Genomic DNA, 24,017 nt, shown 5'->3' with positions numbered 1-24,017 from the left:
GTTATATAGCAGAACAAATAGCCTTAATCAAAATGGGAACAAAAAGACCTAAAGTCGATCACAATAAAAAAAGAGAGAAGTATTAACAGATGGGAATTTATAGCGAGTGAACCATTGCTGGTACTGGTATTTATACAGAATCCAAATACAAATGATGGGCAGCAAATACTGCCCATCTATCGCGTTACTTGCCGTTCGTCAGCGTGTTGTAGCTGGTCATCAGATTGCGGTAGTCCGGGATATGGTTGGAGAACAGCGTGCCCAGGCCTTCGATGTCGTTGCGCCAGTCGCGGTGCAGCTCGCAGGCGACGCCGAACCAGGTCATCAGCTGCGCGCCGGCGGCCTCCATGCGGCTCCAGGCCGACTGACGCGTCAGCTCATTGAAGGTGCCAGAGGCGTCGGTCACCACAAAGACCTCGAAACCTTCATTGAGCGCCGACAGCGCCGGGAATGCCACGCACACTTCGGTCACTACGCCGGCGATGATCAGCTGCTTGCGGCCGGTGGCTTTTACCGCCTTGACGAAATCGTCGTTGTCCCAGGCGTTGATCTGGCCAGGGCGAGGAATGAAGGGAGCATCGGGGAATTGGGCTTTCAGTTCGGGCACCAGCGGACCATTGGGGCCGTTTTCGAAACTGGTGGTAAGAATGGTCGGCAGGTTGAAGTACTTCGCTAAATCACCCAGCGCCAGCACGTTGTTTTTAAACCGATCGGGATCGATATCACGCACCAGCGAAAGCAGCCCTGCCTGATGATCCACCAGCAATACGGCGGCCTGGTCTTTGTCGAGGCGCTTGTAATTTGCAGTCATGGTTTTACTCCTGTGGGGTTGATATTGCGGATGAAACGCCCCGCCGCAGGGCGGGGCGTTGAGGTTTAAGTGTAGCGCCTGAGCCGGGGAACACTGTCCACCCCAGGCGCCAAGGTTCAACCGGCGCTCGCTTCGGCGTTCATGCTGCCGAACTTGCCGCTGTTGAAATCGCGGAACGCCTGCTGGATTTCCGCGTCGCTGTTCATGACGAACGGGCCGTAGCCGACGATAGGCTCATCGATCGGTTCGCCGCTCAGCACCAACAGCGCGACGTCGTTGTTGGCTTCGATGGTGATCGAATCCCCAGCCCGGTCGAAACGCACCATTTGGGTTTCGCGCACCACGTCTTCGCCGTTAACCAGGATCGCGCCGTGCAGCATCACCAGCGCCAGCGTATGGCCTTCTTTCACCGTCAGCGTGGTGGTATGGCCGGCATTCAGCTTCATGTCCCACACGTTAAGCGGGCTGAAGGTGCGCGCCGGGCCGGCGTGGCCGCCAAAGTCACCGGCGATCACCCGCACCTGCCCTGCGCCGTCCGCCAGAGGAACCACCGGAATATCGGCGTTAAGCAGCGTCTGATAGCCCGGCTCGGCCATTTTGTCCTTAGCCGGCAGGTTGACCCACAGCTGCACCATTTCCATGGTGCCGCCCTTGCGCGAGAAGTCCCGCGAATGGAACTCTTCGTGCAGAATGCCGGAGGCGGCGGTCATCCACTGGACGTCGCCGGGGCCAATCACCCCGCCGCTGCCGGTCGAGTCGCGGTGTTCCACTTCGCCCTGATAGACGATGGTCACCGTTTCAAACCCGCGATGCGGGTGCTGACCCACGCCACGGGTGCCGGAGGCGGAGCGGAATTTGGTTGGCGCTGCGTGATCCAGCAGCAGGAACGGGCTCATTTCCGCTCCCAAATCGTTATAAGAGAACAGCGAATTCACCAGGAAACCGTTACCGACCCAATGTGCTTCCGGGCTGTTGTGAATACCGAGGATTTTTTTCATCTTGAACTCCCGTTTCAGACCTCACGGCCTTAAGTTGATGTCAGAAGTTTAATCCGCCGGGGTTTGCTGCAGTAGTAGGCAAGATGTACACTCAGCGTTCTACTGGTAGAACGATAAGGGATGCGATGCTAACCGATCTGAACGACCTGTTTTTCTTCGCCAGCGTGGTCGATCACCAGGGATTCGCCCCCGCCGGCCGGGCGCTGGGCATTCCCAAATCCAAACTCAGCCGCCGCGTAGCGCTGCTGGAAGAGCGGCTGGGCGTGCGCCTGATCCAGCGCTCGACGCGGCGCTTCTCGGTGACCGAACTCGGCCAAACCTATTACGCGCACTGCAAGGCGATGCTGGTGGAAGCGGAAGCCGCGCAGCAGGCGATCGAACAGACGCGCGCCGAGCCCTGCGGCACGGTGCGCATGTCCTGCCCGGTGGCGATCCTGCACACTCGCGTCGGCAGCATGGTGGCAGCCTTTATGGCCGATTATCCCAAGGTGACGGTGCATCTGGAGGCCACCAACCGCCGGGTGGACGTGGTGGGGGAAGGGTTGGATCTGGCGATCCGCGTGCGGCCGCCGCCGCTCGAGGACAGCGATCTGGTGCTGAAGATCCTCGCGCAGCGCACCTGGTGCGTCGCCGCCAGCCCGGCGCTGGTGCGCACCCTCGGGCCGGCGCAAACGCCGGAAGACCTGCGTAAATACCCGACGCTCGATCTCGGCCCGGCGCGCGCTCAGCACCAATGGCGGCTGACCGGCCCACAGGGTGAACGGGTGGAGTGGGAGCACACGCCGCGACTGGTCACCGACGACATGCTGATGCTGCGCACCGCCGCCATCGCCGGCGCCGGCATCGTACAACTGCCGGCGATGATGATGCGCGACGACATGCTGCGCGGCGAGCTGGTGCAACTGTTGCCGGGCTGGCAGCCACAGGGCGGCGTGGTGCACGCGGTCTACCCATCGCGCCGCGGCCTGCTGCCGGCGGTGCGGCTGCTGCTCGACTATCTGGGTGAGCAGTTCGCCAGCATTGAAGAAGAGTAATCAGGCGGTGATTTCGATCGCGTTGCCGTCCGGATCGCGAATGACGGCCTCGTAGAAGCCGTCGCCGGTCCAGCGTGGCGCGGACAGCAAGATGCCCTCCTGCCGTGCGCGCTGCGCCAACCGATCGACCTGCCGCTCATCCCCCAGCGACAGCGCGATGTGCGCCCAGCCCACCCGCTCCTCCTGCGCCTGCGCCGGCAGCAACGTCGGCACGCGCATGATCTCCAGCGTCGGCCCGGCCGCCAGGCTGACGAAGCGGGAAACGAACCCCGGCCGATTGCGGCTGACGTACTCCTCTCCCGCTTCACCGTTGAAATAGCGCTGCCAGAACGCCAGCTGCGCGTCGATGTCACGGGTCCACAGGGCAACATGGGCTATTTTCATCATCATTCTCCGGTCGATAAATCGCTGTGCCAGATCTGGCCGCCGCCCTGCGCCACCTGCTGCTCAAGCTGCGGGTGCGCGCCGCGCGCCGTCACCAGATGATCCACCCGCCCGGCGGGCAGGAAGGGGTAGGGGGCGTAGGTATTGAGTTTGTCGCGGGTGCACAGCACCGCCACGCTGCCGGCGCGCGTCAGCAACCGCTTTTTGAACGTGGCGTCCTGGTAACTCAACGCGGAGAAGCCCCCGGCTGGGTCGTAGGCGCAAATGCCGGTGAACACCAGATCGAAATGAAATCCGTCGATCTCTTCCGCCGCCTTGGCGTCCACGCAGCCGCCGACCTGCGCATCCAGTTCGCCGCCGATCAGGATGGTGCGGATCCCCGGCCGTTCCAGCATTTTGCCGGCGATGCTCAACGCATTGGTTACCACCGTCAAACGCCGATCGCGCGGCAACAGATCCGCCAGATACAGGTGGGTGCTGCCGGCATCGAGGAAGATCAGCTGTTCTTCGCCGATCACCCCCAGTGCGGTCTGTGCCAGCGCCAGCTTCTCATCACCGCTGAGGGCAATGCGCGCCGCAACGGGGCCTTCGGCCGGCGTCGGCGCCAGCGCACCGCCATAGATGCGTTTGCACAGATTCTGTGCCGCCAGCTGACGCAGGTCGCGGCGGATGGTCGCTTCGGTGGTATTCAGCCGCTGCGCCATCTCCAGAGCCAGCACTCGCCCCTGTTGGCGGAGCGTGTCGAGAATGGCCTGATGGCGCTCATTCGGTAACAGTTTGGACATCATATCAATCCGGTGATGCTAAAGTGATCATGAATGTACACAAACGCACACAATCGAACAAACACTTTTTTGGCAACACTCAAGCGGCGGCGCTCGTCTAGACTGAAAGTGACATCACAGATAAGGGATTATGACGCGATGACCTCCGCCGTGCTTTATACGCTGTTTCCCGCCGCAGCCACCGTCGTCGGCGCAGCGATGGCGCTCTATCGCCGCCCCGGCGACGCCGCGATGCGCGTCATCCATCACTTTACCGCCGGCATCGTGTTCGCCGCCGCCGCCACCGAAATCTTGCCCGATCTCAAACAGCAGTCGCCTTTGGCGGTGTTGCTGGGCGGCGCTGTGGGGGTGCTGTTAATGTTGCTGGTTCGGCGGCTGGGCGAAAAAGCGCAGGGGCCGGTCGGTTTTATCGCCGCGGTCGGCGTCGATATCTTTATCGATGGGCTGGTGCTGGGCATTGCCTTCGCGGCCGGCGCCAAAGCCGGCCTGCTGTTGACGCTGGCGTTAACGCTGGAAGTGCTGTTCCTGGGATTGTCGATCGTCGGCGATTTGCAAGACTTTCTCGGCAGGCGGCTGCGCGTCATGGCGGCGATAGTTGGCCTGGCGCTGCTGTTGCCCATCGGCGGCCTGCTGGGGGCGCCGGTGGCCATGCTGGGCGCATTTTGGCTGACCGCCTTTCTGGCCTTTGGCCTGATCGCCCTGCTCTACCTGGTGACCGAAGAGCTGCTGGTCGAAGCGCATGAAGGCGGAAAGGAAACCCCGTTCGCCGCCGCGATGTTCTTTGCCGGCTTCCTGCTGCTGTTGCTGTTGGAAGAAGGTTTAGGATAAAAAAAACAGGAATTTCATGGCGCATGCCGCCCGGTGGCAACGCTTTGGCTATACTGAGGCAAGCGAAGTTACCGCAGACGTAACGGCTTGGGCGTAAAGGGAAAACGATGTTATTGACGATCGCAAGGTGGCTGTTTCAATTACCCGGGAAGCTGTTTGGGCTGATTTTTAAAAATCGCCTGAGGGTATTTCTGTTCTTCATGCTGGTCGCCCTCGGGGTGCTCGGCGTCAAGCGCTATCTGCTCACCCACCAGTATGACGACGAATTCAGCCTCGCCGCCCCCACCGATTACAACCGCGCCATCAAGCGCGAAATGCCGCAGCGCGAAGCACGTGAGCAATGCGGCGGGCCGCTGCACGATAATGCCGGGCAACCCTGGCCCGCGTCAGCCGGCTATCTGCATCAGCCGACCGGCCTGCCCGCAACCGGCCTGCATCGGCTGACGCTGGACAATCAAGGCAACGATTTCGCGGTGTTGGTCAAAATGGAAACGCCCGCCGCGCCGCAGCAGCTGGCGGAAGTCTTTATTCCGGCCGCCGGCAGCTTCGAGGTTAAAATGAATGCGGATGCGGAACACGTGATGAAAATCAAGAACATCAAGACCGGCTGCATGTTCCGCTCCAGGCCGTTCAACCTGGATAAACGGAGCGATTGGCGCATACCGTTATCGCTGCAAAAGGACGGCAGCCTGCAGCTGCAGTCGATAGGCGATCGGCAATTCTGATCGGGCGCCGGGCAGAGTCGCCGGCGCCGCAGAGGTTACTTTTTCACCGGGTGATCGCGGCGGAACAGCTCCCAACTTTCAATTTCCTGCCCATTCGGCAGCGTACAGGTCGAATACTGGCCCGCCGCGTTTTCTTTGGCGTTCAGCTTGCCGCCGATTTTGGTGCAATACACGTCGGCCGGGTTCGCCATGCCGATCGGTTTCACCTGCGGCGGTGGCGGCGCATCGTTGGATTTCACGGAACACCCCTGCAACATCGTCATCCCTGCCAGCAGGGAAAGCATCAACGTTTTTTTCATTTTTCCAGCTTATGCAAAATACCCACGGCGGAACGCTCCGCCGTGGGTTGATCATGAAATAAAGGATTTGCCCTGTTTCAGCACCAGATCGCAGGCTTTTTGCTTCACCTTCTCGGTGATCTGCGAGGTGCCCAGGCTGTTGAGATCCAGGCTCTTGCCTTCACCGGTCTGCAGCAAGCCACCCAGGCCCTGCTGATAATCCTGGCTCTTGGCGTTTTCAGTGCTGGTGATGCCCAGTTTGCTGAGCAACTGATCTTTCACCCCTTCGGCGCCGTTAGCCGACAGCACATTGTTTTTCACACAGTATTGCAGGATGCCGGCGGCGTTGGTCATGCTGCTGGAGCTTAACGCCTTGTCGCCGCCGTTCAGCAGGCCGGTCAACGAGGAGAGCGACATGCCGCCGCCGCTTTCGCCGCCAGACTTGCTCAGTTCGCCCGCCGCGCTGCTGAGAGAATCCATCAGACCGGCGGCCTGGGTGGCGCCGCTGGCCAGGGTCGCGGACAGCGCCAAAGCCAGCAGTAAACGATGTTTGGTGATCATAGTGATAAAACTCCTGTAAGAACGGCATGCAATCGGCGCAGCGCGCCGGGATACCTCTCCGACGCCGCCTGCGGCGACAAGTTCCTTTTATCTCGCCGCCGCGCCGTTTTTCGGAATTCAGGAAGTTTAGAACTGCCAGCGCAGCCAGGCGAAGAACACGTTGCCGTTGTTATAGGTGCCGGGAATGTAGGTCGCCTGGAACGTCAGCCGCTGATAGCCGATAGAAGCCAGCGGCAGCGGCGCCGGGATAGGGATATATTTCCAGTTATCGCGCGCGGTGACGCTGGCGGTGAAACCTAGCCCCAGGCGGAAATCCTTGTCATCCAACGGACGCCAGATCTTCTCGTAGGCGTAGCCGCCGATCGGCTCCCACTTGTTGAAGGAATCCTTGAACGCCATGATGTAGATGCCGTGCCAGTCACCGTCGCTGTCGTAGCGGGAGATGCCGTAACCGGCGCCCCACGGGCGCTCGTTGTACTTATCGATATGTTCGTCATCGTAAGTCCAACGGTTATGCCAGGTGATGGCCGGAATATAGAGATCGTGGTTCGGCGAATTGTTCCAGGTCTCCGACACGTTATGGGTAAAGCGCTGCCATAGACCCGGTTTTTCGGCCTGCGCGGTATTGCCACTTTCTGTACTAACCTCAGCGTAAGAAGGCAGTGCAGGAAATATCAACGCCAGAGAACATGCCAACAGAGTCCGTTTGAGAAACATGGTAAAGCTCCTGTAAAAATACGGCCGAAGATTTTTACCGATAGCCCAGGCAAGATCAAGCTGTATCCAATTTATCCAACGCCCGTTTCGCCTTGGTTAAGCTTAGCATCGGAAAATTCGCATTGGTTTATAACGGGTTGCACCGACATCTGCATGTTAGCGCCTTTCGGACGGCAAAACCGTGGGAAAAGTCCGCTTTGTCGTTCGCTACTCGCGGGCCAGGTGCTTGACCAACACATCGACATCGAGGCGGTTCACGAACGCCAGAGAATACGAGGAATAAAGGCCGAACAGGCGGTTTTGGTGCCCGACCACCACCAAATCGATGCCGGCCTGGTGAATAAAATCGCTCACGTCCTTAAAGCGGCGAATGGTAACGATCTGCTTCACCGCCACCGGCGCATCGACGGCGCGCACCAGCCGGCTCAGCATCGCCTTGGCGGCGATCACCTCCTGCGCCTGGCGATCCTTGATTAACGCATCGCTGCCGTACTCCAACTCGGCATAGTCGGCGTTCAGGTGGCCGACGGTGATGGCGACAGGCAGCCCATGCACCATCGCCGCCGTTTGGCGCAGCAACGGCAACCCATCACGCTCGTCGTGGATCAGCACCAGCACACGTCGATAGCTTTTCATGGCTATTTCCCCCTCAGACGAGCCCCGCTGGGACGCAGGCCCTTTGGTAGGTATACGCCATCCAGGCGCACGTAGAGAAAAGTTTACGTATCGGCTCCACGGAATGTGATGGTCGCCACGTTATATTAGCGCCCGTAACGACGCTTTTTTACGCCGGCCCGAGGCGGCGCGCATTGCAGCCCCGTAAAGTAAAACTGACAACACGACGCGAATAAAAAAGCGACATTGTTAATTTTTTGTTTTTGATTGGTTGCGCGATGGTTTCATGAAATAAGCGTGCGGCGGATCACCAAAATGCCCCTTTGCGCCGGCTTCTGCCTTTATTTACCAGCAAAGTAGCGTTACGCCACCCGATGGGATTTAACGCGGCGTCAAAAGTACCGGATGCTTCGCCCTGCATCATGATAAATGCCAATACGCCGCCATTTTTCTGTCGATATACCGCCAGGGAAAAATACCGCACTGTCCACCTGCATAATAACCACACTATTTATACATTATTCAATCGCGTAAAGCGCCGAATACAAACCGCCTATTCATCGGCTGCCACGCCTGTCTTGAACAAGCCGACACTTTAAATAACTGTTAATGCTAACGACACAACATCGCCAGCAATTTATTTTTGCTGATTTTCGCCTGACAAAATAAAGATAAATAATTCGGAGCAATCAATGAAAATAACTATCGGGTCATTCATTCTGCAACAGCTTCACGCCCTGAACGTCGATCGTATTTATGGCGTGCCCGGCGACTATAACCTCAGCCTGCTGGAGCTGCTGGAAAACGACGAGCGGCTGGCGTTTGTCGGCAACTGCAATGAATTGAACGCCTCCTACGCCGCCGACGGTTACGCCCGCATGAAAGGCGCCGGCGCGCTGATCGTCACCTACGGCGTCGGCGATCTGGCCGCGCTGTCCGGCATCGCCGGGGCCTATGCCGAATCTTCGCCGGTTATCTGCATCGCCGGCACGCCGCCGCTGCATGCGATGAAAAATCACCAGCTCTTGCACCATACCCTGGGCGATGGCAATTTCGACAACGTCATGAACTGCTTTAAACAATTCACCGTTGCGCAAGCCTTGATTACACCGGAAAATGCCGCACAAGAAATCCCACGCGTTATTTCCCGCGCCTGGATAGAGAAGAAACCGGTGTATTTACAGCTGCCGTCGGATATTTGCGATGTGGAAATTGAAATCGCCGCGGCGGCGACGGCACCGCAATTACCGGCCAGCGATAAATACAATGTGCAATTAGCGGCGATGGCGCTGTTAACCAAAATCAAACGCGCACAGCGCCCAATCATGTTGGTCGATCAAATGGTGGATCGCTACCAGTTGCAGCAGTTGGTCATCGCGGTCGCTCACCGCTTCGCCATTCCGCTGACCAATATGCCCACCGCCAAATGCATTATCCCGGAAAACACCGCCGGTTGGATGGGCGGCTACAGCGGCAATCTGTCGCGCCCCGAACTGTATGAACACATGGCCCACTCGGACTGCGTGCTGAGCTTCGGCGTGCGTTTGGTGGATTCCACCACCGGCTATTTCTCCCAACACATTCCCGCCGCCGCTCAGGTGGACATCCAACCGTTCTCAATGAAGCTGGACAACACCTCCTACCCGGCGGTGTCGACGGCGGATCTGCTGCAGGCGCTGTTGGATCTGAGCGAAGACGCGCCGGCGCAGCCCCTGGCGCCGTTGGCCAGCCCGCATGAGAAGCTGGCGACGCCGAGCGACGCGCCTATCGACCAGGCCTATCTGTGGCGGCGCATCCAACGCTTCATCCGGGCGGATGACGTGGTGGTGGTGGAAAACGGCACCTCCGGCGCGGCCATCGGCGGCATGCGCATGCCGGACGGCGTCAAGGTGGTCAACCAACCGATTTGGGGCTCAATCGGCTATACCCTGCCGGCGCTGCTCGGCACCCTGATGGCGGCCCCTGAACGCCGCCACCTGCTGTTCATCGGCGACGGCTCTTTCCAGTTGACCGCGCAGGAAGTGTCCACCCTGCTGCGCTGCGAGCAAAAGCCGATCATCTTCCTGATCAATAACGACGGCTACACCATCGAACGCTATATCCTCGGCGAAAGCTCGTCCTACAACGACATCAGCCCGTGGGACTACGCCAAACTGCCGGCGGTGCTGAATACTCGATCGCAGCCGTTCAGCGTGGCGGTGGAAACCACGCAACAGCTGGAAATGGCCCTGGAACACGCCTCGCGGCAGGATAGGCTGGCGTTTATCGAGGTGAAAGTGCCGATGATGGACACGCCGCCGGTGATGAAAGAGTTCTGCAACCGTTGCAACAGCTTTAACTTCGGCCTGACCAACCCGCGCCGCAGCGCCTGATGCGCGATCGCGCCGCCGGTGACTCAGGCCACCGGCGGCGTTTTCTTTAGGGTTAACCGCCGGCGCGCGCCATGCAGCGCTGGCGGCGTTCATCCACCCGCTTGGCGAACCAGGCGGTAGTCAACTTACGGGTGATTTTCGGGCTTTCCAGTTGGATGCCCGGCAGCATCTCGCGCGGCAGCTTGCCGCCCGCCAGCGCATAGACCTTCTTATACAGGTCGGTATCGGCAAAGTCGGCCGTGTCGCCTTTCTCCAGCGCCCGGCGAATGGCGCTGTCGCTCATGTTCAGGCGCTTGCCGAGCGTGCGCACCGCCAGCTCGGTGGAGCCGGGCTTGTCGCTGCCAAAGTCGATCAGATCGCCGTCCAGCGCCAGCGGAATGGCGCTCGCCCGGCTGACCGCGTTTTGGAACGCCGCGTTGCGGCTGGCATACCAGCCGGCGTTGAAGTCGGCGAAGCGGTAGATTGGCCGGCTATAGTCGGCCGGGTACCCCAGCAAATGCATAATGCCGAAGTACATGCCGCCACGTCGGCTGAAGACTTCGCGCCGAATCGAACCGTCAACCGGATAAGGATACCCTTTGGCATGCGCCTCGGCGAAGGCGACGCTCACCTGCATCGGGCCTCCGGTATGAACCGGGTTCAAATGACCGAACAGCTTCTGCCCCATCGGCACGCGGTCGATCATGTCATCGAAGATATCGCTCAGATCCTTTTCGGTGCGCACCTTATCCAGGCGCTCGCTGTAGCTCTGGCCGTTCGACGACGAGATCTTCAACGCGGTATGCACCAAAAAGTTAGGGATATGCATCTGATCGGCACGGCGGTCGATCTCCTTCCAGGCGATCTTCGGCAGCCCCGGCACCTGCGGGTTAGCCTGGAACGTCGACTCCTGTTCGGTGACCGCCAGCACCGAGCACAGGTTCTCATCGCTCGGCTCAATGCCCTGCGCGGCGAACGCGGCGGTGATATCGGTGGCCCAACCCTGACGATCGCCGGCATTGGCCGGGATCAGCGTCATCAGTCGCGCTTTGACGTCGGCGGGGCGCGCCGCCGGCGAGGTGGTGGTGGTTTTGCTGGTACAGCCCGCCAGCGCCAGCAGCGCGGCCAGGCTCAGCAAACGGAGGGGCTTCGGGTGGCATAAACGGCGTATCGACATCTTTTCCCTGAACGTGATGACATGAACAGCACTGAAATTAGCCCAGCCGCCGCGCACAATCCAGTATAAAGATCTCGCCGCGCCTTTCCTTCAGGCTGCTATGTTCAAACGATCGATAAAAATGTATTTTACATGCATCATATAAATCACTTTGCTTGCCCAGCCAGAGGAGCCCCCTATGGAGCAGCAGTTGCTTTGCTATAAAACCCTGCCGGAATGGAACAGCGAAACGCTGCCGGAAGCCTTTCGTCAGCGCCACAACACCCAGAGCGGCACCTGGGCGAAGCTCACCGTGCTGAGCGGCAGCCTGACGTTCGCCATGATGACCGAAGACGGCGCCACCACCGAGACCTGGCAGTTTAGCCCTGAAAGCCAGCCGCCGTTTATCGCCCCCCAACAGTGGCATCGCATCGTTTCCTTTTCGGGCGACATGACCTGCCGGCTGGCGTTTTACTGCACGCCGGAAGATTACTACCACAAGAAATACGAACTGACGCGCACTCACTCGGAAGTGGTTGAGGCGGCGGCGCGCATCGCGCCGGGCAAGGCGCTGGATCTGGGCTGCGGCGGCGGGCGCAATTCGCTCTACCTCAATCTGAAAGGTTTCGATGTCACCGCCTGGGACAAGCATGCGCCGTCGATAGCCCGCCTCAACCAGATCGTCGACGCCGAGCAATTAACCCGCCTGAGCGCCGGGGTGCAGGATCTCAACACCCACCGCTTCAGCGGCGAATACGACTTTATCCTGTCCACCGTGGTCTTGATGTTCCTCGAACGGCAGCAGATCCCGCATATCGTGCAAGACATGCAGGACAGCACCGTGCGCGGCGGCCATAACCTGATCGTGGCGGCGATGGATACCGAGGATTATCCCTGCCCGCTGCCGTTCCCGTTTACCTTCCGGCCGGGTGAGCTGAAGCATTATTATCGCGGCTGGGAGATCCTCAAATACAACGAAGACGTCGGCCAACTGCACAAGACCGACGCCGCCGGCAACCGCATCTCGCTGCGCTTCGCCACCCTGCTGGCGCGCAAGCTATAGCGCGTCGTGAAAGATAATCCCCAGCGTGTGGCGTTGGCCGGCGCGTATTCGGCTGACGCCGTGGCGCAGATTGACCCGATAACAGCCTTTCGCCCCCGCCACCGGCCGGTGATGCACGGCGAACACCACCGCGTCGCCCTGCTGCAATGGCACCACCTCTGCCCGGCTCTGCATCCGCGGCCGCTGTTCGGTCAGCACAAATTCGCCGCCGGTGAAGTCCTGCTCGGGGGCGGAGAGCAGAAACGCCACCTGCAGCGGAAACACCCGCTCGCCGTACAGGTCCTGATGCAGACAGTTGTAATCCCCCGTTTCGTAGCGCAACAGCAGCGGCGTCGGCCGCCGCTGGCCGGCCCGGTGGCATTCCGCCAGGTAGGTTTCATGTGCGGCGGGATAGCACGCCGCCAGCCCCAACAAGGCGTTCCAACGGTTGGCCACCGGCGCCAGCCGCGCATACATCAGGCTGCGCGCTTCGGCCACCGGCGGCGGCAGCGGATAGGCGAAATAGCGGTACTCGCCGCGGCCAAAACCGTGCTTCGCCATCACGATGCGGCTGCGAAAATGCGCATCCTGCGGGTAAAGCGCCGAAAGCTCGCGGCACAGCTCTTGGCTGAGCACGCCCGGCAGACGCGCGCAGCCCTGCGCATCGAGTTCACGTTCAATTGCCGCCCAGTCCAATTCGGCCAGCCGGGTCGCCAGCGAGCCGCTCATCGCTGCGCCTCTTTTTCCAGCAACGCTTTCTTGCGATCGACGCCCCAGCGGTAGCCGGACAACGTGCCGTCGTTGCGCACCACCCGGTGGCAGGGGATCGCCACCGCCAGCATGTTGGCGGCGCAGGCGCCGGCTACCGCGCGCACCGCTTTGGGCGCCCCAATGCGCCAAGCGATATCGGCATAGCTGACGGTTTCGCCGACCGGTATCGCCTGCAGCGCCCGCCAGACCCGCTGTTGAAACGCGGTGCCACGAATATCCAGCGGCAGCGCCAACCCGTTCTCCGGCGCTTCAATCAGGCCCACCACCTGCGCCATCAGCGCTTCATACTGCGCGTCGCCGCCGATCAGCTCGGCGTTGGGGAATTTGTCCTGCAGATCCTGCACCAGCTGCTGCGCATCGTCCCCCAGCAGAATGGCGCAGATGCCCACCTCGCTCTGGGCCGCCAGGATCTCGCCCAGCGAACAGCGCCCGACGGCGAAATGGATGCGCATGCCTTTGCCGCCCGCCCGATAGGCCTTCGGCGTCATGCCCAGCGCGGCGTTGGCCTGCTGGTAGAAGCGGCCGTTGGCGCCATAACCGGCGTCGAAGATCGCGTCGGTCACCGTTTCCCGCTGCGTAAGACCGGCGCGTAAGCGTTGGCTGCGCTGCGCGTCGGCGTAGCCTTTCGGCGTCAGGCCGGTGATCGCTTTGAACAGCCGGTGGAAATGGTATTGGCTCAACCCGACGTGGCGCGCCAGCGTCTGCAGCGACGGCGCTTTTTCCGCCTGCTCGATATAGCGGCAGGCCTCAGCTATCTGCCGCGCATGCTGTTCCGTCAGCGGCGTCAGCCCCTGCCGGCAGCGTTTGCAGGGCCGATAGCCCGCCGCCTCCGCCTGCTCCGCGTCGTCAAACAGCTCCACGTTTTGCCGATTCGGTTGGCGTGACGGGCAGGAAGGCGAGCAATACACGCCGGTGGTTTTCACCGCGTAGATAAAGCGGCCGTCGGCGTGCTTGTCGCGGCTGACAATCGCCAGCCAGCGCGGATCGGCGCTGTCGATTACGTTTTTCATCATCCGTTCCTCACTGCGGTTTCGATGTTAACCAGCATAGTGACGGGCCGTTGGCGAAACACGCCGACTCTTGCTTTTTAATTCGTCGCCGACGTTTTCAACAATCTTTCGACAATTTTTAACCAACAACATGAAGTTTATTACGTTGCCAACCCGGTTGCACGGCGTTAGGATCGCGGCCGGCCACGGGCGTGGCCAGTGTTTCTGCCTGTTAGTTGCGCGCATGGAGAGGTTATTGTGTTAGAGAGTTTTGGCGTCCTGAATTTATGGACCTATTTGGCCGGGGTGGTCTTCATCATCATTCTGCCGGGGCCGAATACGCTGTACGTGCTGAAAACCGGCATATCGCGCGGCGTGCGCGCCGGCTATACCGCGGCGCTGGGCGTGTTTATCGGCGATGCGATCCTGATCTTTTGCGCCTATATCGGCGTGGCTTCGCTGATCCGCACCACGCCGTTCCTGTTTACCCTGGTGCGTTTTCTCGGCGCGATTTACCTGCTGTTCCTTGGCGCAAAAATCCTCTACGCCACCTTCGTGCAGAAGGCGCAGGCGCAACAGCAGCAAATTGAAGGCGGCCACAGCATTCTGCGCAAATCGCTGACGCTGAGCCTGACCAACCCGAAAGCTATTCTGTTTTACGTGTCGTTCTTCGTGCAGTTCATCGATTTCAACTACGCGCACACCGGGCTGTCGTTCACCATTCTGGCGCTGATCCTCGAAGCCGTCAGCTTTATCTACATGAGCACGCTGATCTTCTCCGGCGCGATGCTGGCGCATTTCTTCAACCACAAGAAAGGCCTGGCAAAGCTCGGCAACGGCCTGATCGGCCTGCTGTTCCTCGGTTTCGCCACCCGTCTGGCGACCCTGAGTTCGTAATCCTTCCCGGCCGGCGCCCGCCGGCCGCAGTTTACTGTTCCGTCACGGCAAAATGACACGCAGGACAAATCGAATGTCAGGCAGAGCAAAGCCGCCGCTTTACCGCTGATCTAGACTCTCAGGGTTAACGATAACCTGATGAATCTGATCGGAGGATGTATGTCTGACAATACCGTAGCCGTGCTGGATAGCGTGTCGCGTTTTCTCGATCGTCAGCATGAGCTGTATATCGACGGCCAGTGGCGCGCGTCCGCCGCGGAAGGCCGCCTGGCGGTGTATAACCCCGCCAATGGGCAGCAAATCGCCACCACCGCCGACGCCAACGAACACGACGTGGCGCAGGCGGTGGAGTCCGCCCACAAAGCCTTCAGCGAAGGCGTCTGGGCGCAGCGTCTGCCGGTCGAGCGCGAACGCATCCTGCTGCGCTTCGCCGATCTGGTGGAGCAGCACGCCGAAGAGCTGGCGCAGCTCGAAACCCTGGAGCAGGGTAAATCCATCAACATCGCCCGCGCTTTCGAAGTCGGCAGTACCCTGAACTGGATGCGTTACACCGCCGGGCTGGCGACCAAAATCACCGGTCAGACGCTGGACGTGTCCATTCCGATGCCGCCGGGCGCCAAATATCAGGTTTATACCCGCAAAGAGCCGATCGGCGTCGTCGCTGGCATCGTGCCCTGGAACTTCCCGCTGATGATCGGCATGTGGAAAGTCATGCCGGCGCTGGCGGCGGGCTGCTCCATCGTCATCAAGCCGTCGGAAACCACCCCGCTCACCCTGCTGCGCATCGCCGAACTGGCGAGCGAAGCCGGCGTACCGCCGGGCGTGTTCAACGTGGTCACCGGCCGCGGCACCGTGTGCGGCAAGGCACTGACCGAACATCCGCTGATCGCCAAAGTCAGCTTTACCGGCTCCACGCCGGTGGGCAAAAGCATCGCGCGCGCGGCGGCGGATCGCCTGACCCGCGTGACGCTGGAGCTGGGCGGTAAAAACCCGGCCATCGTGCTGCAAGATGCCGATCCGCAGCAGGTGATCGAAGGCCTGATGCTCGGCAGCTTCCTCAACCAGGGGCAGGTGTGTGCCGCCAGCTCGCGAATTTATATCGAAGCGCCGATTTACGATCGGTTGGTGGCCGGATTCGAACAGGCGGTGAAATCGCTATCGGTCGGGCCGGGGATGGATACCGGGGCGCAAATCAACCCGCTGGTGTCGCTCGCGCACCGCAACAAGGTGGCGGCCTACCTGGACGACGCCCGGGCGAAAAACGCCGAGCTTATCGGCGGCGCGGCCGGACCGGACGCCAACGGCTTCTACATTCCGCCGACGCTGGTGATCAACCCGGATGACCGGCTGAACCTGACGCGCGAAGAAGTGTTCGGCCCGGTGGTCAACCTGATCCGGGTGGCGAGCGCCGAAGAGGCGCTGAGCAAAGCCAACGACACCGACTTCGGGCTGACCGCCAGCCTGTGGACCACCAGCTTGCAAAAGGCGATGGCGTTTACGCCGCGCATTCAGGCCGGCACCGTGTGGGTCAACACCCATACGTTGATCGACCCGAACATGCCGTTCGGCGGGTTCAAACAGTCGGGCAGCGGCCGTGATTTCGGCCCGGATTGGCTGGATGCCTACACCGAGTCGAAATCGGTCTGCATCCGCTATTGAGTGCAGCGGCGCGGGCCTGGCCCGCGCCCTGACTTATTGATACTGCCGACGGTACTCGCTCGGCGACATACCGAAACGCTGCTTGAAAGCGGTCGAGAAATGGCTGTGATCGGCGAAGCCCCAGTCAAGGCCAATGCCGGCCAGCTTTTCCTGCCCGGCGGCGCTGCGCAGCGCCTGCGCGCACAGATCCAACCTGCGGTTTCTGATGTACTGCGCCACCACCAGCCCTTGACGGGCGAACAGCCGATACAGGCTGCGTAACGATACCCCCAGCTCGGTTGCCACCCACTCAGGACGCAACTGCGCCGACTGAATATGCCTGTCGATCAGCGCCAGCGCCTTGTCAAAGACCGGGTGCTGCCCTTCCGGCCGCGCCTGTTCGAGCGCCAGAGCCGGGCGCAGCAGCGCCGCCAGCGCATTCAGCACCGCCTCGCTTTCCGCCGCGGCGAGCTGAGGATCCTGCATGCTGCTCAGCACCAGCTGGCGGCTGAGGCGCACCGCGCTCAGCTCCGCCCCCAGACGCTGCGCGCAAGGCGGCGGCAGCGGCAGGCAGCCGCGCGGCAGTAGCAAAGAGATTTGGCGCGAATCGCGCTGGAAGGTGAAGCTGCTGGGCTGTGAGGCGTCGATCAGCGTCATGTCGCCGGGAGAGAGCATCGTTTGGCGATCGCCCTGCTCCATCAACGCGCTGCCGCGCAGCTGGAAGACGGTAAAAAAGTGCGCGCCGTCGCTGCGGGCGATTTCACGCGGCGTGCGATACAGCCGGGCCTGGGCCACGTCGACCACGCTCAGACGCAGCGCATGGGCGCGGAACTCCTGCATCGCCCCGCTGAAACCCGGCCCCAGCGTTTTCGCGCAGAACCTGCCACAGGCGGTGTTGATTTTGCCCAGCCACTCTTCGAAGCCGGCGTCGCGGAGCGTTGCCAATGCCGTCATGATCTCTCCCTTCAAACGCCGGCGGCGCTGCGCCGTTGAACAGAAAATCACCATAACAATCCGTTAACACACAATCAATGGCGAGCGGGGGATTTGGCGCCGCGATCACAGTTCGCCCGGCGCGTCGTCATCAATCCGTCACGAAATCGTCATCTCATCTTCACAGGCCTCGCCAAAGATACAGGCTGCTCCCCCTTCACGTTGACACCCTGGACATGACCCGATGAAATCATTGCAAAAATCTGTTTTAGCGCTGTGTTTGTTTACCACCAGCGCCCTGGCCGCGTTCCATGCGCAGGCGGCAGAGGAAGCCCAACCGTTCACCACCGCGCAGCAGGTGGATCTGACCCACATCCTGCCGCCGCCGCCGGCCAACGACTCGGCGCAGACCCAGCGCGAACTGCGGGAAGTCCTCGACATGCAGCAAAAACGCACGCCGGAAATGGCCAGCCAGGCCAAGGCGGATGCGGAAGAGAACGTCTGGGTGTACAGCAATGTGATGGGGCCGAAGTTCAACGCCAAAGCGTTGCCGGCCGTGAGCGCTTTCTTCGATCGCATCGTAGCGACCGAAGCGGCGGTGGTCGATCCGGCGAAAGATTTCTGGAAGCGCCCGCGCCCGCATATGCTGGACAGCCGCATCGAGCCGATCGTCAAGCGCTCCAGCTCCGGCTCCTGGCCTTCCGGCCACACCACGCTGGGCACGCTGATGGGCATCACCCTGGCCAACATGGTGCCGGAGAAGCGCGCCGCCATCATGACGCGCGCCTGGCAATATGGCGACAACCGGGTGGTGGCGGGGATCCACTACCCTTCCGATATCGAGATGGGCCGCATCGCCGGCAGCGTGATCAGCCAGCAGCTTTCGCAACAGCAGGATTTCCAGCAGCAGTATCGGCAAGCCCGTGATGAGCTGCGTCAGGCGCTGGATTTACCCGCGGCGAAATAGACCCGGCGGCTGACACCGGGCCCTAACGGCCCGGTTTACGGCTGTTTGTCCAACAGGTAACGCACCACCGCCGCGTACTCTTTGGCGTAGCCTTCAACACTGGTGGCGGCCATGCCGGCATTGTCTATCTTGTATTGGCCAGCCACGTAGAACGACGGGGTGCCGCGCACGTCAAACGCTTTCACCGCTTCATTCTGCTTGGCGATCAACCCTTTGACCAGCAGGCTGTGGCGCGCGTTTTCATAGGTGGCAGCATCGATACCGGCCGCCGTGAACACCCGCTGAATATCGTCGGCGCTGTTGACGGCGCGCTGTTTTTGCACCGCGTCGAACATCGCCCCTTCAATCTTGTCTTCCACGCCCAGCACCGTCGCCACCGCCCAGGCTTCGGTCAGCGCATTGCCCAGTTTGCCCATCAGGCTGACGTGATATTTGGTGACTTTCTCGCCCGCGGGCAGCGCCTGCGCCACGGTGCTGCCCACGCGGTAAGTTTCGGCGAACTGATAACAAGGGCCGCAGTAGAAGGAGAAGAACTCCACCACCGCCGGCGCGGCGGCCACCGGCTTATCCAGCCGGGTGTATTGCTCGCCCGCGCGGTAATCCGCGGCCTGAACCGCGGGCAGCGCCAACATCAATACGACGGCGACGGCGAACGAACGCTTAACTTTTGCCAACATAAACACTCCTGGTTTCATCTATGAACATCGTCCTTAGCGGCGGTTTTTATAATCAAATAACCGCCAGAAGACCAGTTTTTATTACCTTCTATACCCTAAATAATTGGAGTTGCATCACGGCGGCAAGAGCGGGAATCCCCAGGAGCTTACTCAAGTAAGTGACTGGGGTGAGCGCTCGCAGTCAACACAGATGCAGCTTCAAGTATGACGGGTATATTTGTGAGGGATTATGTTCAGCGCCCTTCGTAACCGTCCCAGTACGCACCTACCGCTTCCTGCGAGAACACCTGGCGGCGTTTAGGGTTGTCGGAGCCGCTGTAAGTGCGGTTGATGAAAATGGTTTTGTGTTCCATGTTCTGCTGGAATTCCGGGCTGGCCAGATAGTCAGCCTTTTTCTGCGCCTCGCTGCGCGCCACGCCTGCCGCGCGATCCTTTTTCCCCAGCTGGTAGAACTGTTCGAACATCGGCACGGCGTTCTTAATACTGCCGTTCACATCGGTGCGGAATTGCGGATCGAAATCGTCGCGGGTTTGATAAATGTAGTGCTTGGCATGCAGCTCGGCGCTGCTGAGGTGATGGGTGCAGGCGCTGAGCGCCAACAGCGGCAACAACAGCGCCGCGCTTTTCAGTCTTTTCATGTCGTCTGTCCCTGTCAGTGAGGAAGGTTCCTTTAGCGCCTAGAGCATAGCGCCGGCCCCCGGCGAACGTCAAACGACAAAACGCGCATCACCTTGTTTTATATTAATATTATATACATTGATTGGTATTCATTGCCTGAAACACTATGCTTTAACAGACAGGATAAACACTCACCGACAGCGAGGCGGCCAATGAAACCGATCGACAAAAGCGTGGGAGAGTACGACCTCACGGCGGAAAAAAAAGCGGGCATGATCACCGGCACCATCCGCGGCGAACTGCCGGACAGCGACGCCAACCTGCCGCTGCTGCCCTTCTCCGGCACCTTCGCCGGCCCGAGCGTGGCCGAAGCCATCGCCGATATTCAGCAGCAGTTCCCCGACATCGAACCGGCGATTATCGACGATTTGCGCGAGGAACTGCTAAAGGCCGGATTCTAATCCGGATCGCAATGCCGCACGAACGGGCTGTACACCGGCGCGCCGGGCTTCAGCGCCAGATCGGCGTCAAAATCTTCATTGCGGTTGAAGGGCACCGCCGGCCAGGCGGAAAACGCGTTCAAACCGTCCCGGTACGCCTGCGTCACCTGCGCCAAAGCGGCGTTTTGCGCCTGCAGAGCCTCGCCCGCCAACCCGCCGCGCACGCCATAGACCAGGAACGGCTCCAGCACGCTAAAGCCGATATAGTGCAACGCATGCATGATGGGCCACAGCATCAGCCGCATATCGCCGTCGCGCCCGTTCGGCGCGCAGGCCTGTGCGGAAGCGCCGGCGGTGACGGTCAGCAGCGCCCGTTTGCCGCGCATTACGCCGTTCTCATGGCGGTGGCGGCTATCGTAGATCCCGCCGTAAACGAACACCCGATCCATCCAGCCCTTGATGATAGCCGGCGCGCCGAACCACCAGAAAGGAAACTGCAGCACCAGCGTATCCGCCCAGTGCAGCAGCTCGATATGCCGCCGGATCTCCGCCGGCAGCGCCTGAGTCGTCCAGTGATGGCGCTGCTCCTGCATCGCATCAAATCTGTCCGCCTGCTTTCTGCTGGGGTAATGGCCGGCGCCCTCGCGCGGATCAAATCCCTCCTGATACAGATCGACCGTCTTCACCTGATGCCCCTGCGCCAGGCAGGCCTGCCGCGCCTGTTCGGCCAAATGAGCATTGAAGGAATGCGGCTCGGGGTGAGCCAGCACAATCAGCACGTTCATCCTGTTTCTCCCGTTGTAAGGTGGTGCTGCTATGCTGTGGCTTTATCGCACCCTTGGCAATTACGCACCTGAAGGTAACCCCCAATGGCTTATCCCGGCGACGTCTATTCGAGCAAGTGCTCCGCGCGCGATGCGCTGGCGCTGATCTCCGGCAAGTGGGTGATGTTGATCCTGCCTGCGCTGGCGCAGCGCCCGATGCGCAACGGCGAACTGCTGCGCCGCATCGACGGCATTTCGCAGAAGGTGCTGACGCAAACGCTGCGCCAGCTGGAACGCAACGGGCTGCTTGAACGGCTGGATTTCAGTGAAAAAAATCAGGCGCATGTGGAATATCGGCTCAGCGCCGTCGCCTGCTCGCTGGTCGAGACGCTGACGGCGCTGGACCGCTGGGCGGAATACCATTTCCCCGAGCTGGACGCCGCTCGCGAGCGCTATGATGCCGACCACAAGCGCGAGAGCGAGTAAAGCGGTTTGGCAAGCAACGCCCGGCGCACAGAATGCGCAGGTGAGACGCTTGTTCCCGGTCTCGCCATCCGTTATCTATAGTTAATTCAATTCGCCGGTAACGGCCCACTCCACCTGAGGATCTTGCCTTGACGTTTTTAAAACACCCAATCGCCGCGCTGGTGCTGGCTGGCTGCGGCCTGCTGTCGGCGGGCGGCGCGCTGGCCGCTTCCGATGCGCTGGTGTACTGCACCGTTGCCTCGCCGGAATCGTTCAACCCGCAGCTCTCCAGCTCCGGGCCGACCTTTATCGCCACCTCGCAGGTGCTGTACAACCGCTTGGTGACGCTGCGCGAAAGCGATAAAACGCCCGCCCCGTCGCTGGCCACCGAGTGGAGCGTCAGCCCGGACGGCAAGACCTACACCTTTACCCTGCGCCAGGGGGTAAAATTCAACAGCAACAAATACTTCACCCCAACGCGCGACTTCAACGCCGAAGACGTGGTGTTCACCGTGATGCGGCAGAAGGATCCGGCCAACCCGTATCACAAGGTCTCCGGCGGCAACTATGAATACTTCACCGACATGGGTCTGGATAAGCTGATCACCAAGGTGGAAGCGGTGGACGAACACCACGTGCGCTTCACGCTGAGCCAGCCCAACGCCGCCTTCGTCGCCGACTGGGCGATGGATTTCGCCTCGATCCTGTCCGCCGAGTACGCCGACGCGATGCTGAAAAAGGGCACGCCGGAATACGTCGACAACTGGCCGATCGGCACCGGCCCGTTTGCGCTGCAGCAGTACAAGCAGGATTCGCTAATCCGCTACATCGCCAACCCGCACTACTGGCAGGGCGAAGTGGCCAGCAAGCACCTCATCTTCTCCATCACGCCGGATCCGCAGACCCGGCTGGCCAAGCTGAAAACCAACGAATGCCAGATCATCCCCGCGCCGCTGCCGGAACAGTTCGCCGCCATCAAGGCCGACGGCAACCTGCAGCTGCACGACATTACCGGGCTGAACGTCGGCTATCTGGCGTTCAACACCCAGAAAAAACCGTTCGACAACCTGCTGGTGCGTCAGGCGCTGAGCTACGCGGTGGACAAGAAAGCGATCGTCGCCGCGGTGTTCAAAGACAGCGGCACGCCGGCCAATTCGCTGCTGCCGCCGGGCATGCTGGGCTACAACGATAAACTGCCGGAGTACGCCTACGATCCGCAGAAGGCGCGCGAGCTGCTGAAGCAGGCCGGGCTGGAGCAGGGCTTTGAGACCGACATCTGGTCGATGCCGGTACAGCGCCCTTACAACCCGAACTCGAAGCGCATCGCCGAGATGATCCAGAGCGACTGGGCGAAGGTGGGCGTGAAGGCCAAGATCGTCACCTGGGAGTGGGGCCAGTATCTGGCCGGGCTGCGCAAAGGCGAGCAGCAGAGCGCGCTGTACGGCTGGGTATCGGACAACGGCGATCCGGACAACTTCGCCACCCTGCTCGGCTGCGCCGGGGTACAGAGCGGCGCCAACGTGGCGCGCTGGTGCGATAAGGATTACGACCGGCTGATCCAGCAGGCGATCCAGGAGAACCAGCCGCAGGCGCGCGCCAAGCTGTACCAACAGGCGCAGGTGATCTTCGCCAAACAGGCGCCGTGGCTGCCGCTGGCCACCGGCAAAGTATTCTACGCCACCCGCAGCAACCTGAGCGGCTACGTGGTGGACGTGAACGGCAGCGATTTCGCCAAGGCCAAATTGAACTGATCCCAGGCGCCGCAGCGAGGGCTGCGGCGCAACCCGCGTCATCGCTTAATAAGCTGCCGGCCTCGGAATCTACCGCCTGTTAACTTCATACCTTACGACGCTCACGGCCTCCCCTGCCGTCAGGCGCATAACCCACTAAACCAATAGCTTAATAAGTGAGTTGAGCCTGGCGTTTTGCCTAAATTGCGCGCACGCGCTTTCCTCCGATGTAACATTTCGTTACCATCGGCGCACAGACCCTTTAACATCAAAAGGTAACCCGGTGCAGAACACCTATATGCCGTGGCAAATTCGCCTGCACTGGCTGGTGGCGATCCTGCTGGTCATCACCTGCGTCACCATCGAGCTGCGGGGCTTTGCCGAACCGGGCAGCGCACCGTGGTACGCGCTGGTTGTCACCCACTTCAGCAGCGGCGTGACGGTGTTTGCGCTGATGCTAGCTCGCCTGCTCCTGCGCCGGCGCCACGCCTCGCCCGCCATCGCGCCCAAACCGCCGAAGTGGCAAACCGGCATGGCGCACCTGACGCATACCCTGATTTATCTGCTGCTGCTGACGCTGCCGGTGCTGGGGGTGTATTCGCGCTATCTGGGCGGCAAGGAGTGGTATCTGTTCGGCCTGTCGATGCCGTTCACCGACGTGGCCGATCGGCCGCAGGCGCGGATGATTATCGGCTGGCATAAAACGCTGGCCTCATTCGGCTACTGGCTGATCGGCCTGCATGCCGCCGCCGCGCTGTTCCATCACTACATCGTCAAGGACAATGCGCTGGTGCGCATGCTGCCATTGATGAAAAAACGCTGAATACCCGGCGCCAGGGATGA

Annotated in this window: 27 protein-coding genes; 12 read left to right on the top strand and 15 right to left on the bottom strand. The window is 60.8% G+C overall.

What is annotated here, in order from left to right; all coding sequences use genetic code 11:
- Positions 1-184 precede the first annotated feature (184 nt).
- Positions 185-811 carry an isochorismate family cysteine hydrolase YcaC gene (ycaC, locus tag ACMGG9_RS03445; RefSeq protein ID WP_004928476.1) on the bottom strand — a complete coding sequence of 209 codons (627 nt, stop codon included), beginning with the start codon at positions 809-811 and terminating at the stop codon, positions 185-187.
- 116 nt (positions 812-927) lie between these two features.
- Positions 928-1,809, bottom strand: coding sequence for a pirin family protein (locus tag ACMGG9_RS03440; RefSeq protein ID WP_016928920.1), 882 nt, complete (start codon positions 1,807-1,809; stop codon positions 928-930).
- Positions 1,810-1,934: 125 nt separating this feature from the next.
- On the opposite strand from ACMGG9_RS03440, the gene ACMGG9_RS03435 reads away from it, so the two are divergent.
- Positions 1,935-2,843: a LysR family transcriptional regulator gene (locus ACMGG9_RS03435; protein WP_043135578.1), complete on the top strand. Its 909-nt coding sequence runs from the start codon at positions 1,935-1,937 to the stop codon at positions 2,841-2,843.
- Here the strand turns inward: ACMGG9_RS03435 and ACMGG9_RS03430 are convergent, their stop codons facing one another.
- On the bottom strand, positions 2,844-3,227 hold the full coding sequence (locus tag ACMGG9_RS03430; protein WP_033642012.1) for a VOC family protein: 384 nt from the start codon (positions 3,225-3,227) through the stop codon (positions 2,844-2,846). It lies immediately after the preceding gene.
- Between the two features lie 2 nt (positions 3,228-3,229).
- On the bottom strand, positions 3,230-4,012 hold the full coding sequence (locus ACMGG9_RS03425) for a DeoR/GlpR family DNA-binding transcription regulator (protein ID WP_033642011.1): 783 nt from the start codon (positions 4,010-4,012) through the stop codon (positions 3,230-3,232).
- A 138-nt stretch (positions 4,013-4,150) separates the two neighbouring features.
- Between ACMGG9_RS03425 and ACMGG9_RS03420 the strand changes: the two genes are divergently transcribed.
- Positions 4,151-4,840, top strand: coding sequence for a transporter (locus ACMGG9_RS03420; protein WP_164107212.1), 690 nt, complete (start codon positions 4,151-4,153; stop codon positions 4,838-4,840).
- Between the two features lie 107 nt (positions 4,841-4,947).
- Entirely contained in the window at positions 4,948-5,565 is a 618-nt protein-coding gene (locus ACMGG9_RS03415) for a hypothetical protein (protein WP_033642009.1), read from the top strand.
- Positions 5,566-5,600: 35 nt separating this feature from the next.
- On the opposite strand, the gene ACMGG9_RS03410 is transcribed toward ACMGG9_RS03415, so the two are convergent.
- From ACMGG9_RS03410 to ACMGG9_RS03395, 4 genes are all read right to left on the bottom strand, one after another.
- Positions 5,601-5,864, bottom strand: coding sequence for a DUF333 domain-containing protein (locus tag ACMGG9_RS03410; protein ID WP_019454261.1), 264 nt, complete (start codon positions 5,862-5,864; stop codon positions 5,601-5,603).
- Positions 5,865-5,915: 51 nt separating this feature from the next.
- On the bottom strand, positions 5,916-6,404 hold the full coding sequence (locus ACMGG9_RS03405; protein ID WP_033642008.1) for a DUF2501 domain-containing protein: 489 nt from the start codon (positions 6,402-6,404) through the stop codon (positions 5,916-5,918).
- A gap of 126 nt (positions 6,405-6,530) precedes the next feature.
- Positions 6,531-7,121 (bottom strand): lipid IV(A) palmitoyltransferase PagP, encoded by a 591-nt coding sequence (gene pagP / locus ACMGG9_RS03400; protein ID WP_033642007.1) that lies wholly within the window; start codon positions 7,119-7,121, stop codon positions 6,531-6,533.
- A 207-nt stretch (positions 7,122-7,328) separates the two neighbouring features.
- On the bottom strand, positions 7,329-7,757 hold the full coding sequence (locus ACMGG9_RS03395; RefSeq protein WP_033642006.1) for a hypothetical protein: 429 nt from the start codon (positions 7,755-7,757) through the stop codon (positions 7,329-7,331).
- Between the two features lie 671 nt (positions 7,758-8,428).
- On the opposite strand from ACMGG9_RS03395, the gene ACMGG9_RS03390 reads away from it, so the two are divergent.
- Positions 8,429-10,108, top strand: a complete 1,680-nt coding sequence (locus ACMGG9_RS03390; protein WP_033642005.1) for an alpha-keto acid decarboxylase family protein — start codon at positions 8,429-8,431, stop codon at positions 10,106-10,108.
- A 52-nt stretch (positions 10,109-10,160) separates the two neighbouring features.
- Here the strand turns inward: ACMGG9_RS03390 and ACMGG9_RS03385 are convergent, their stop codons facing one another.
- Positions 10,161-11,264 carry a DUF1615 domain-containing protein gene (locus ACMGG9_RS03385; RefSeq protein WP_033651045.1) on the bottom strand — a complete coding sequence of 368 codons (1,104 nt, stop codon included), beginning with the start codon at positions 11,262-11,264 and terminating at the stop codon, positions 10,161-10,163.
- A 178-nt stretch (positions 11,265-11,442) separates the two neighbouring features.
- Here ACMGG9_RS03385 and tehB point away from each other — a divergent pair, with 178 nt between their 5' ends.
- A complete protein-coding gene (tehB, locus tag ACMGG9_RS03380) occupies positions 11,443-12,306 on the top strand; it encodes an SAM-dependent methyltransferase TehB (RefSeq protein ID WP_033651044.1) in 864 nt (287 codons plus the stop codon).
- On the opposite strand, the gene ACMGG9_RS03375 is transcribed toward tehB, so the two are convergent.
- A complete protein-coding gene (locus ACMGG9_RS03375) occupies positions 12,301-13,014 on the bottom strand; it encodes a 2OG-Fe(II) oxygenase (protein ID WP_033651043.1) in 714 nt (237 codons plus the stop codon). The genes tehB and ACMGG9_RS03375 overlap by 6 nt on opposite strands.
- Positions 13,011-14,066, bottom strand: a complete 1,056-nt coding sequence (gene ada, locus ACMGG9_RS03370; RefSeq protein WP_033651042.1) for a bifunctional DNA-binding transcriptional regulator/O6-methylguanine-DNA methyltransferase Ada — start codon at positions 14,064-14,066, stop codon at positions 13,011-13,013. The genes ACMGG9_RS03375 and ada overlap by 4 nt, the downstream gene beginning before the upstream one ends.
- A gap of 237 nt (positions 14,067-14,303) precedes the next feature.
- Here ada and leuE point away from each other — a divergent pair, with 237 nt between their 5' ends.
- Positions 14,304-14,942, top strand: a complete 639-nt coding sequence (gene leuE, locus ACMGG9_RS03365) for a leucine efflux protein LeuE (RefSeq protein WP_004940625.1) — start codon at positions 14,304-14,306, stop codon at positions 14,940-14,942.
- 159 nt (positions 14,943-15,101) lie between these two features.
- Positions 15,102-16,601 carry an aldehyde dehydrogenase family protein gene (locus ACMGG9_RS03360; protein WP_033651041.1) on the top strand — a complete coding sequence of 500 codons (1,500 nt, stop codon included), beginning with the start codon at positions 15,102-15,104 and terminating at the stop codon, positions 16,599-16,601.
- Between the two features lie 33 nt (positions 16,602-16,634).
- Here the strand turns inward: ACMGG9_RS03360 and feaR are convergent, their stop codons facing one another.
- A complete protein-coding gene (feaR, locus tag ACMGG9_RS03355; protein WP_197752380.1) occupies positions 16,635-17,534 on the bottom strand; it encodes a transcriptional regulator FeaR in 900 nt (299 codons plus the stop codon).
- Between the two features lie 223 nt (positions 17,535-17,757).
- On the opposite strand from feaR, the gene ACMGG9_RS03350 reads away from it, so the two are divergent.
- On the top strand, positions 17,758-18,480 hold the full coding sequence (locus tag ACMGG9_RS03350) for an acid phosphatase (RefSeq protein ID WP_033641998.1): 723 nt from the start codon (positions 17,758-17,760) through the stop codon (positions 18,478-18,480).
- A 35-nt stretch (positions 18,481-18,515) separates the two neighbouring features.
- Here ACMGG9_RS03350 and ACMGG9_RS03345 read toward each other — a convergent pair whose 3' ends face one another.
- Positions 18,516-19,157, bottom strand: coding sequence for a DsbA family protein (locus tag ACMGG9_RS03345; protein ID WP_182074091.1), 642 nt, complete (start codon positions 19,155-19,157; stop codon positions 18,516-18,518).
- A 233-nt stretch (positions 19,158-19,390) separates the two neighbouring features.
- A complete protein-coding gene (locus ACMGG9_RS03340) occupies positions 19,391-19,795 on the bottom strand; it encodes an Exc2 family lipoprotein (protein ID WP_033651039.1) in 405 nt (134 codons plus the stop codon).
- A 192-nt stretch (positions 19,796-19,987) separates the two neighbouring features.
- Here ACMGG9_RS03340 and ACMGG9_RS03335 point away from each other — a divergent pair, with 192 nt between their 5' ends.
- A complete protein-coding gene (locus ACMGG9_RS03335) occupies positions 19,988-20,236 on the top strand; it encodes a hypothetical protein (RefSeq protein WP_004940639.1) in 249 nt (82 codons plus the stop codon).
- Here ACMGG9_RS03335 and ACMGG9_RS03330 read toward each other — a convergent pair.
- Positions 20,233-21,000, bottom strand: a complete 768-nt coding sequence (locus ACMGG9_RS03330; RefSeq protein WP_033651038.1) for an NAD(P)H-dependent oxidoreductase — start codon at positions 20,998-21,000, stop codon at positions 20,233-20,235. The genes ACMGG9_RS03335 and ACMGG9_RS03330 overlap by 4 nt on opposite strands.
- A gap of 84 nt (positions 21,001-21,084) precedes the next feature.
- Here ACMGG9_RS03330 and ACMGG9_RS03325 point away from each other — a divergent pair, with 84 nt between their 5' ends.
- The 3 genes from ACMGG9_RS03325 to cybB all read left to right on the top strand — a co-directional run bounded on the left by ACMGG9_RS03325 (position 21,085) and on the right by cybB (position 23,997).
- On the top strand, positions 21,085-21,465 hold the full coding sequence (locus ACMGG9_RS03325) for a winged helix-turn-helix transcriptional regulator (protein ID WP_042783750.1): 381 nt from the start codon (positions 21,085-21,087) through the stop codon (positions 21,463-21,465).
- A 128-nt stretch (positions 21,466-21,593) separates the two neighbouring features.
- Positions 21,594-23,195, top strand: a complete 1,602-nt coding sequence (locus tag ACMGG9_RS03320; protein WP_033641991.1) for an ABC transporter substrate-binding protein — start codon at positions 21,594-21,596, stop codon at positions 23,193-23,195.
- Positions 23,196-23,472: 277 nt separating this feature from the next.
- Positions 23,473-23,997, top strand: coding sequence for a cytochrome b561 (gene cybB, locus ACMGG9_RS03315; RefSeq protein ID WP_094141578.1), 525 nt, complete (start codon positions 23,473-23,475; stop codon positions 23,995-23,997).
- Positions 23,998-24,017 lie beyond the last annotated feature (20 nt).

Origin of the sequence: Serratia sp. BNK-10 (assembly GCF_047456065.1) — a bacterium.
Taxonomy (GTDB): Bacteria; Pseudomonadota; Gammaproteobacteria; order Enterobacterales; family Enterobacteriaceae; genus Serratia; species Serratia ureilytica.
Note: the sequence above shows the minus strand (reverse complement) of the source record. Positions and strands in the feature narration are given on the sequence as shown.

Coding starts and splice junctions, on each gene's coding strand:
- ada (WP_033651042.1), bottom strand. CDS start 14,066: ATGAAAAACGTAATCGACAGCGCCGATCCGCGCTGGCTGGCGATTGTC.
- ycaC (WP_004928476.1), bottom strand. CDS start 811: ATGACTGCAAATTACAAGCGCCTCGACAAAGACCAGGCCGCCGTATTG.
- ACMGG9_RS03375 (WP_033651043.1), bottom strand. CDS start 13,014: ATGAGCGGCTCGCTGGCGACCCGGCTGGCCGAATTGGACTGGGCGGCA.
- ACMGG9_RS03360 (WP_033651041.1), top strand. CDS start 15,102: ATGTCTGACAATACCGTAGCCGTGCTGGATAGCGTGTCGCGTTTTCTC.
- cybB (WP_094141578.1), top strand. CDS start 23,473: ATGCCGTGGCAAATTCGCCTGCACTGGCTGGTGGCGATCCTGCTGGTC.
- ACMGG9_RS03345 (WP_182074091.1), bottom strand. CDS start 19,157: ATGTTGGCAAAAGTTAAGCGTTCGTTCGCCGTCGCCGTCGTATTGATG.
- ACMGG9_RS03340 (WP_033651039.1), bottom strand. CDS start 19,795: ATGAAAAGACTGAAAAGCGCGGCGCTGTTGTTGCCGCTGTTGGCGCTC.
- ACMGG9_RS03410 (WP_019454261.1), bottom strand. CDS start 5,864: ATGAAAAAAACGTTGATGCTTTCCCTGCTGGCAGGGATGACGATGTTG.
- ACMGG9_RS03440 (WP_016928920.1), bottom strand. CDS start 1,809: ATGAAAAAAATCCTCGGTATTCACAACAGCCCGGAAGCACATTGGGTC.
- ACMGG9_RS03390 (WP_033642005.1), top strand. CDS start 8,429: ATGAAAATAACTATCGGGTCATTCATTCTGCAACAGCTTCACGCCCTG.
- ACMGG9_RS03335 (WP_004940639.1), top strand. CDS start 19,988: ATGAAACCGATCGACAAAAGCGTGGGAGAGTACGACCTCACGGCGGAA.
- tehB (WP_033651044.1), top strand. CDS start 11,443: ATGGAGCAGCAGTTGCTTTGCTATAAAACCCTGCCGGAATGGAACAGC.
- pagP (WP_033642007.1), bottom strand. CDS start 7,121: ATGTTTCTCAAACGGACTCTGTTGGCATGTTCTCTGGCGTTGATATTT.
- feaR (WP_197752380.1), bottom strand. CDS start 17,534: ATGACGGCATTGGCAACGCTCCGCGACGCCGGCTTCGAAGAGTGGCTG.
- ACMGG9_RS03330 (WP_033651038.1), bottom strand. CDS start 21,000: ATGAACGTGCTGATTGTGCTGGCTCACCCCGAGCCGCATTCCTTCAAT.
- ACMGG9_RS03420 (WP_164107212.1), top strand. CDS start 4,151: ATGACCTCCGCCGTGCTTTATACGCTGTTTCCCGCCGCAGCCACCGTC.
- ACMGG9_RS03350 (WP_033641998.1), top strand. CDS start 17,758: ATGAAATCATTGCAAAAATCTGTTTTAGCGCTGTGTTTGTTTACCACC.
- ACMGG9_RS03395 (WP_033642006.1), bottom strand. CDS start 7,757: ATGAAAAGCTATCGACGTGTGCTGGTGCTGATCCACGACGAGCGTGAT.
- ACMGG9_RS03405 (WP_033642008.1), bottom strand. CDS start 6,404: ATGATCACCAAACATCGTTTACTGCTGGCTTTGGCGCTGTCCGCGACC.
- ACMGG9_RS03325 (WP_042783750.1), top strand. CDS start 21,085: ATGGCTTATCCCGGCGACGTCTATTCGAGCAAGTGCTCCGCGCGCGAT.
- ACMGG9_RS03385 (WP_033651045.1), bottom strand. CDS start 11,264: ATGTCGATACGCCGTTTATGCCACCCGAAGCCCCTCCGTTTGCTGAGC.
- ACMGG9_RS03415 (WP_033642009.1), top strand. CDS start 4,948: ATGTTATTGACGATCGCAAGGTGGCTGTTTCAATTACCCGGGAAGCTG.
- ACMGG9_RS03430 (WP_033642012.1), bottom strand. CDS start 3,227: ATGAAAATAGCCCATGTTGCCCTGTGGACCCGTGACATCGACGCGCAG.
- ACMGG9_RS03435 (WP_043135578.1), top strand. CDS start 1,935: ATGCTAACCGATCTGAACGACCTGTTTTTCTTCGCCAGCGTGGTCGAT.
- ACMGG9_RS03425 (WP_033642011.1), bottom strand. CDS start 4,012: ATGTCCAAACTGTTACCGAATGAGCGCCATCAGGCCATTCTCGACACG.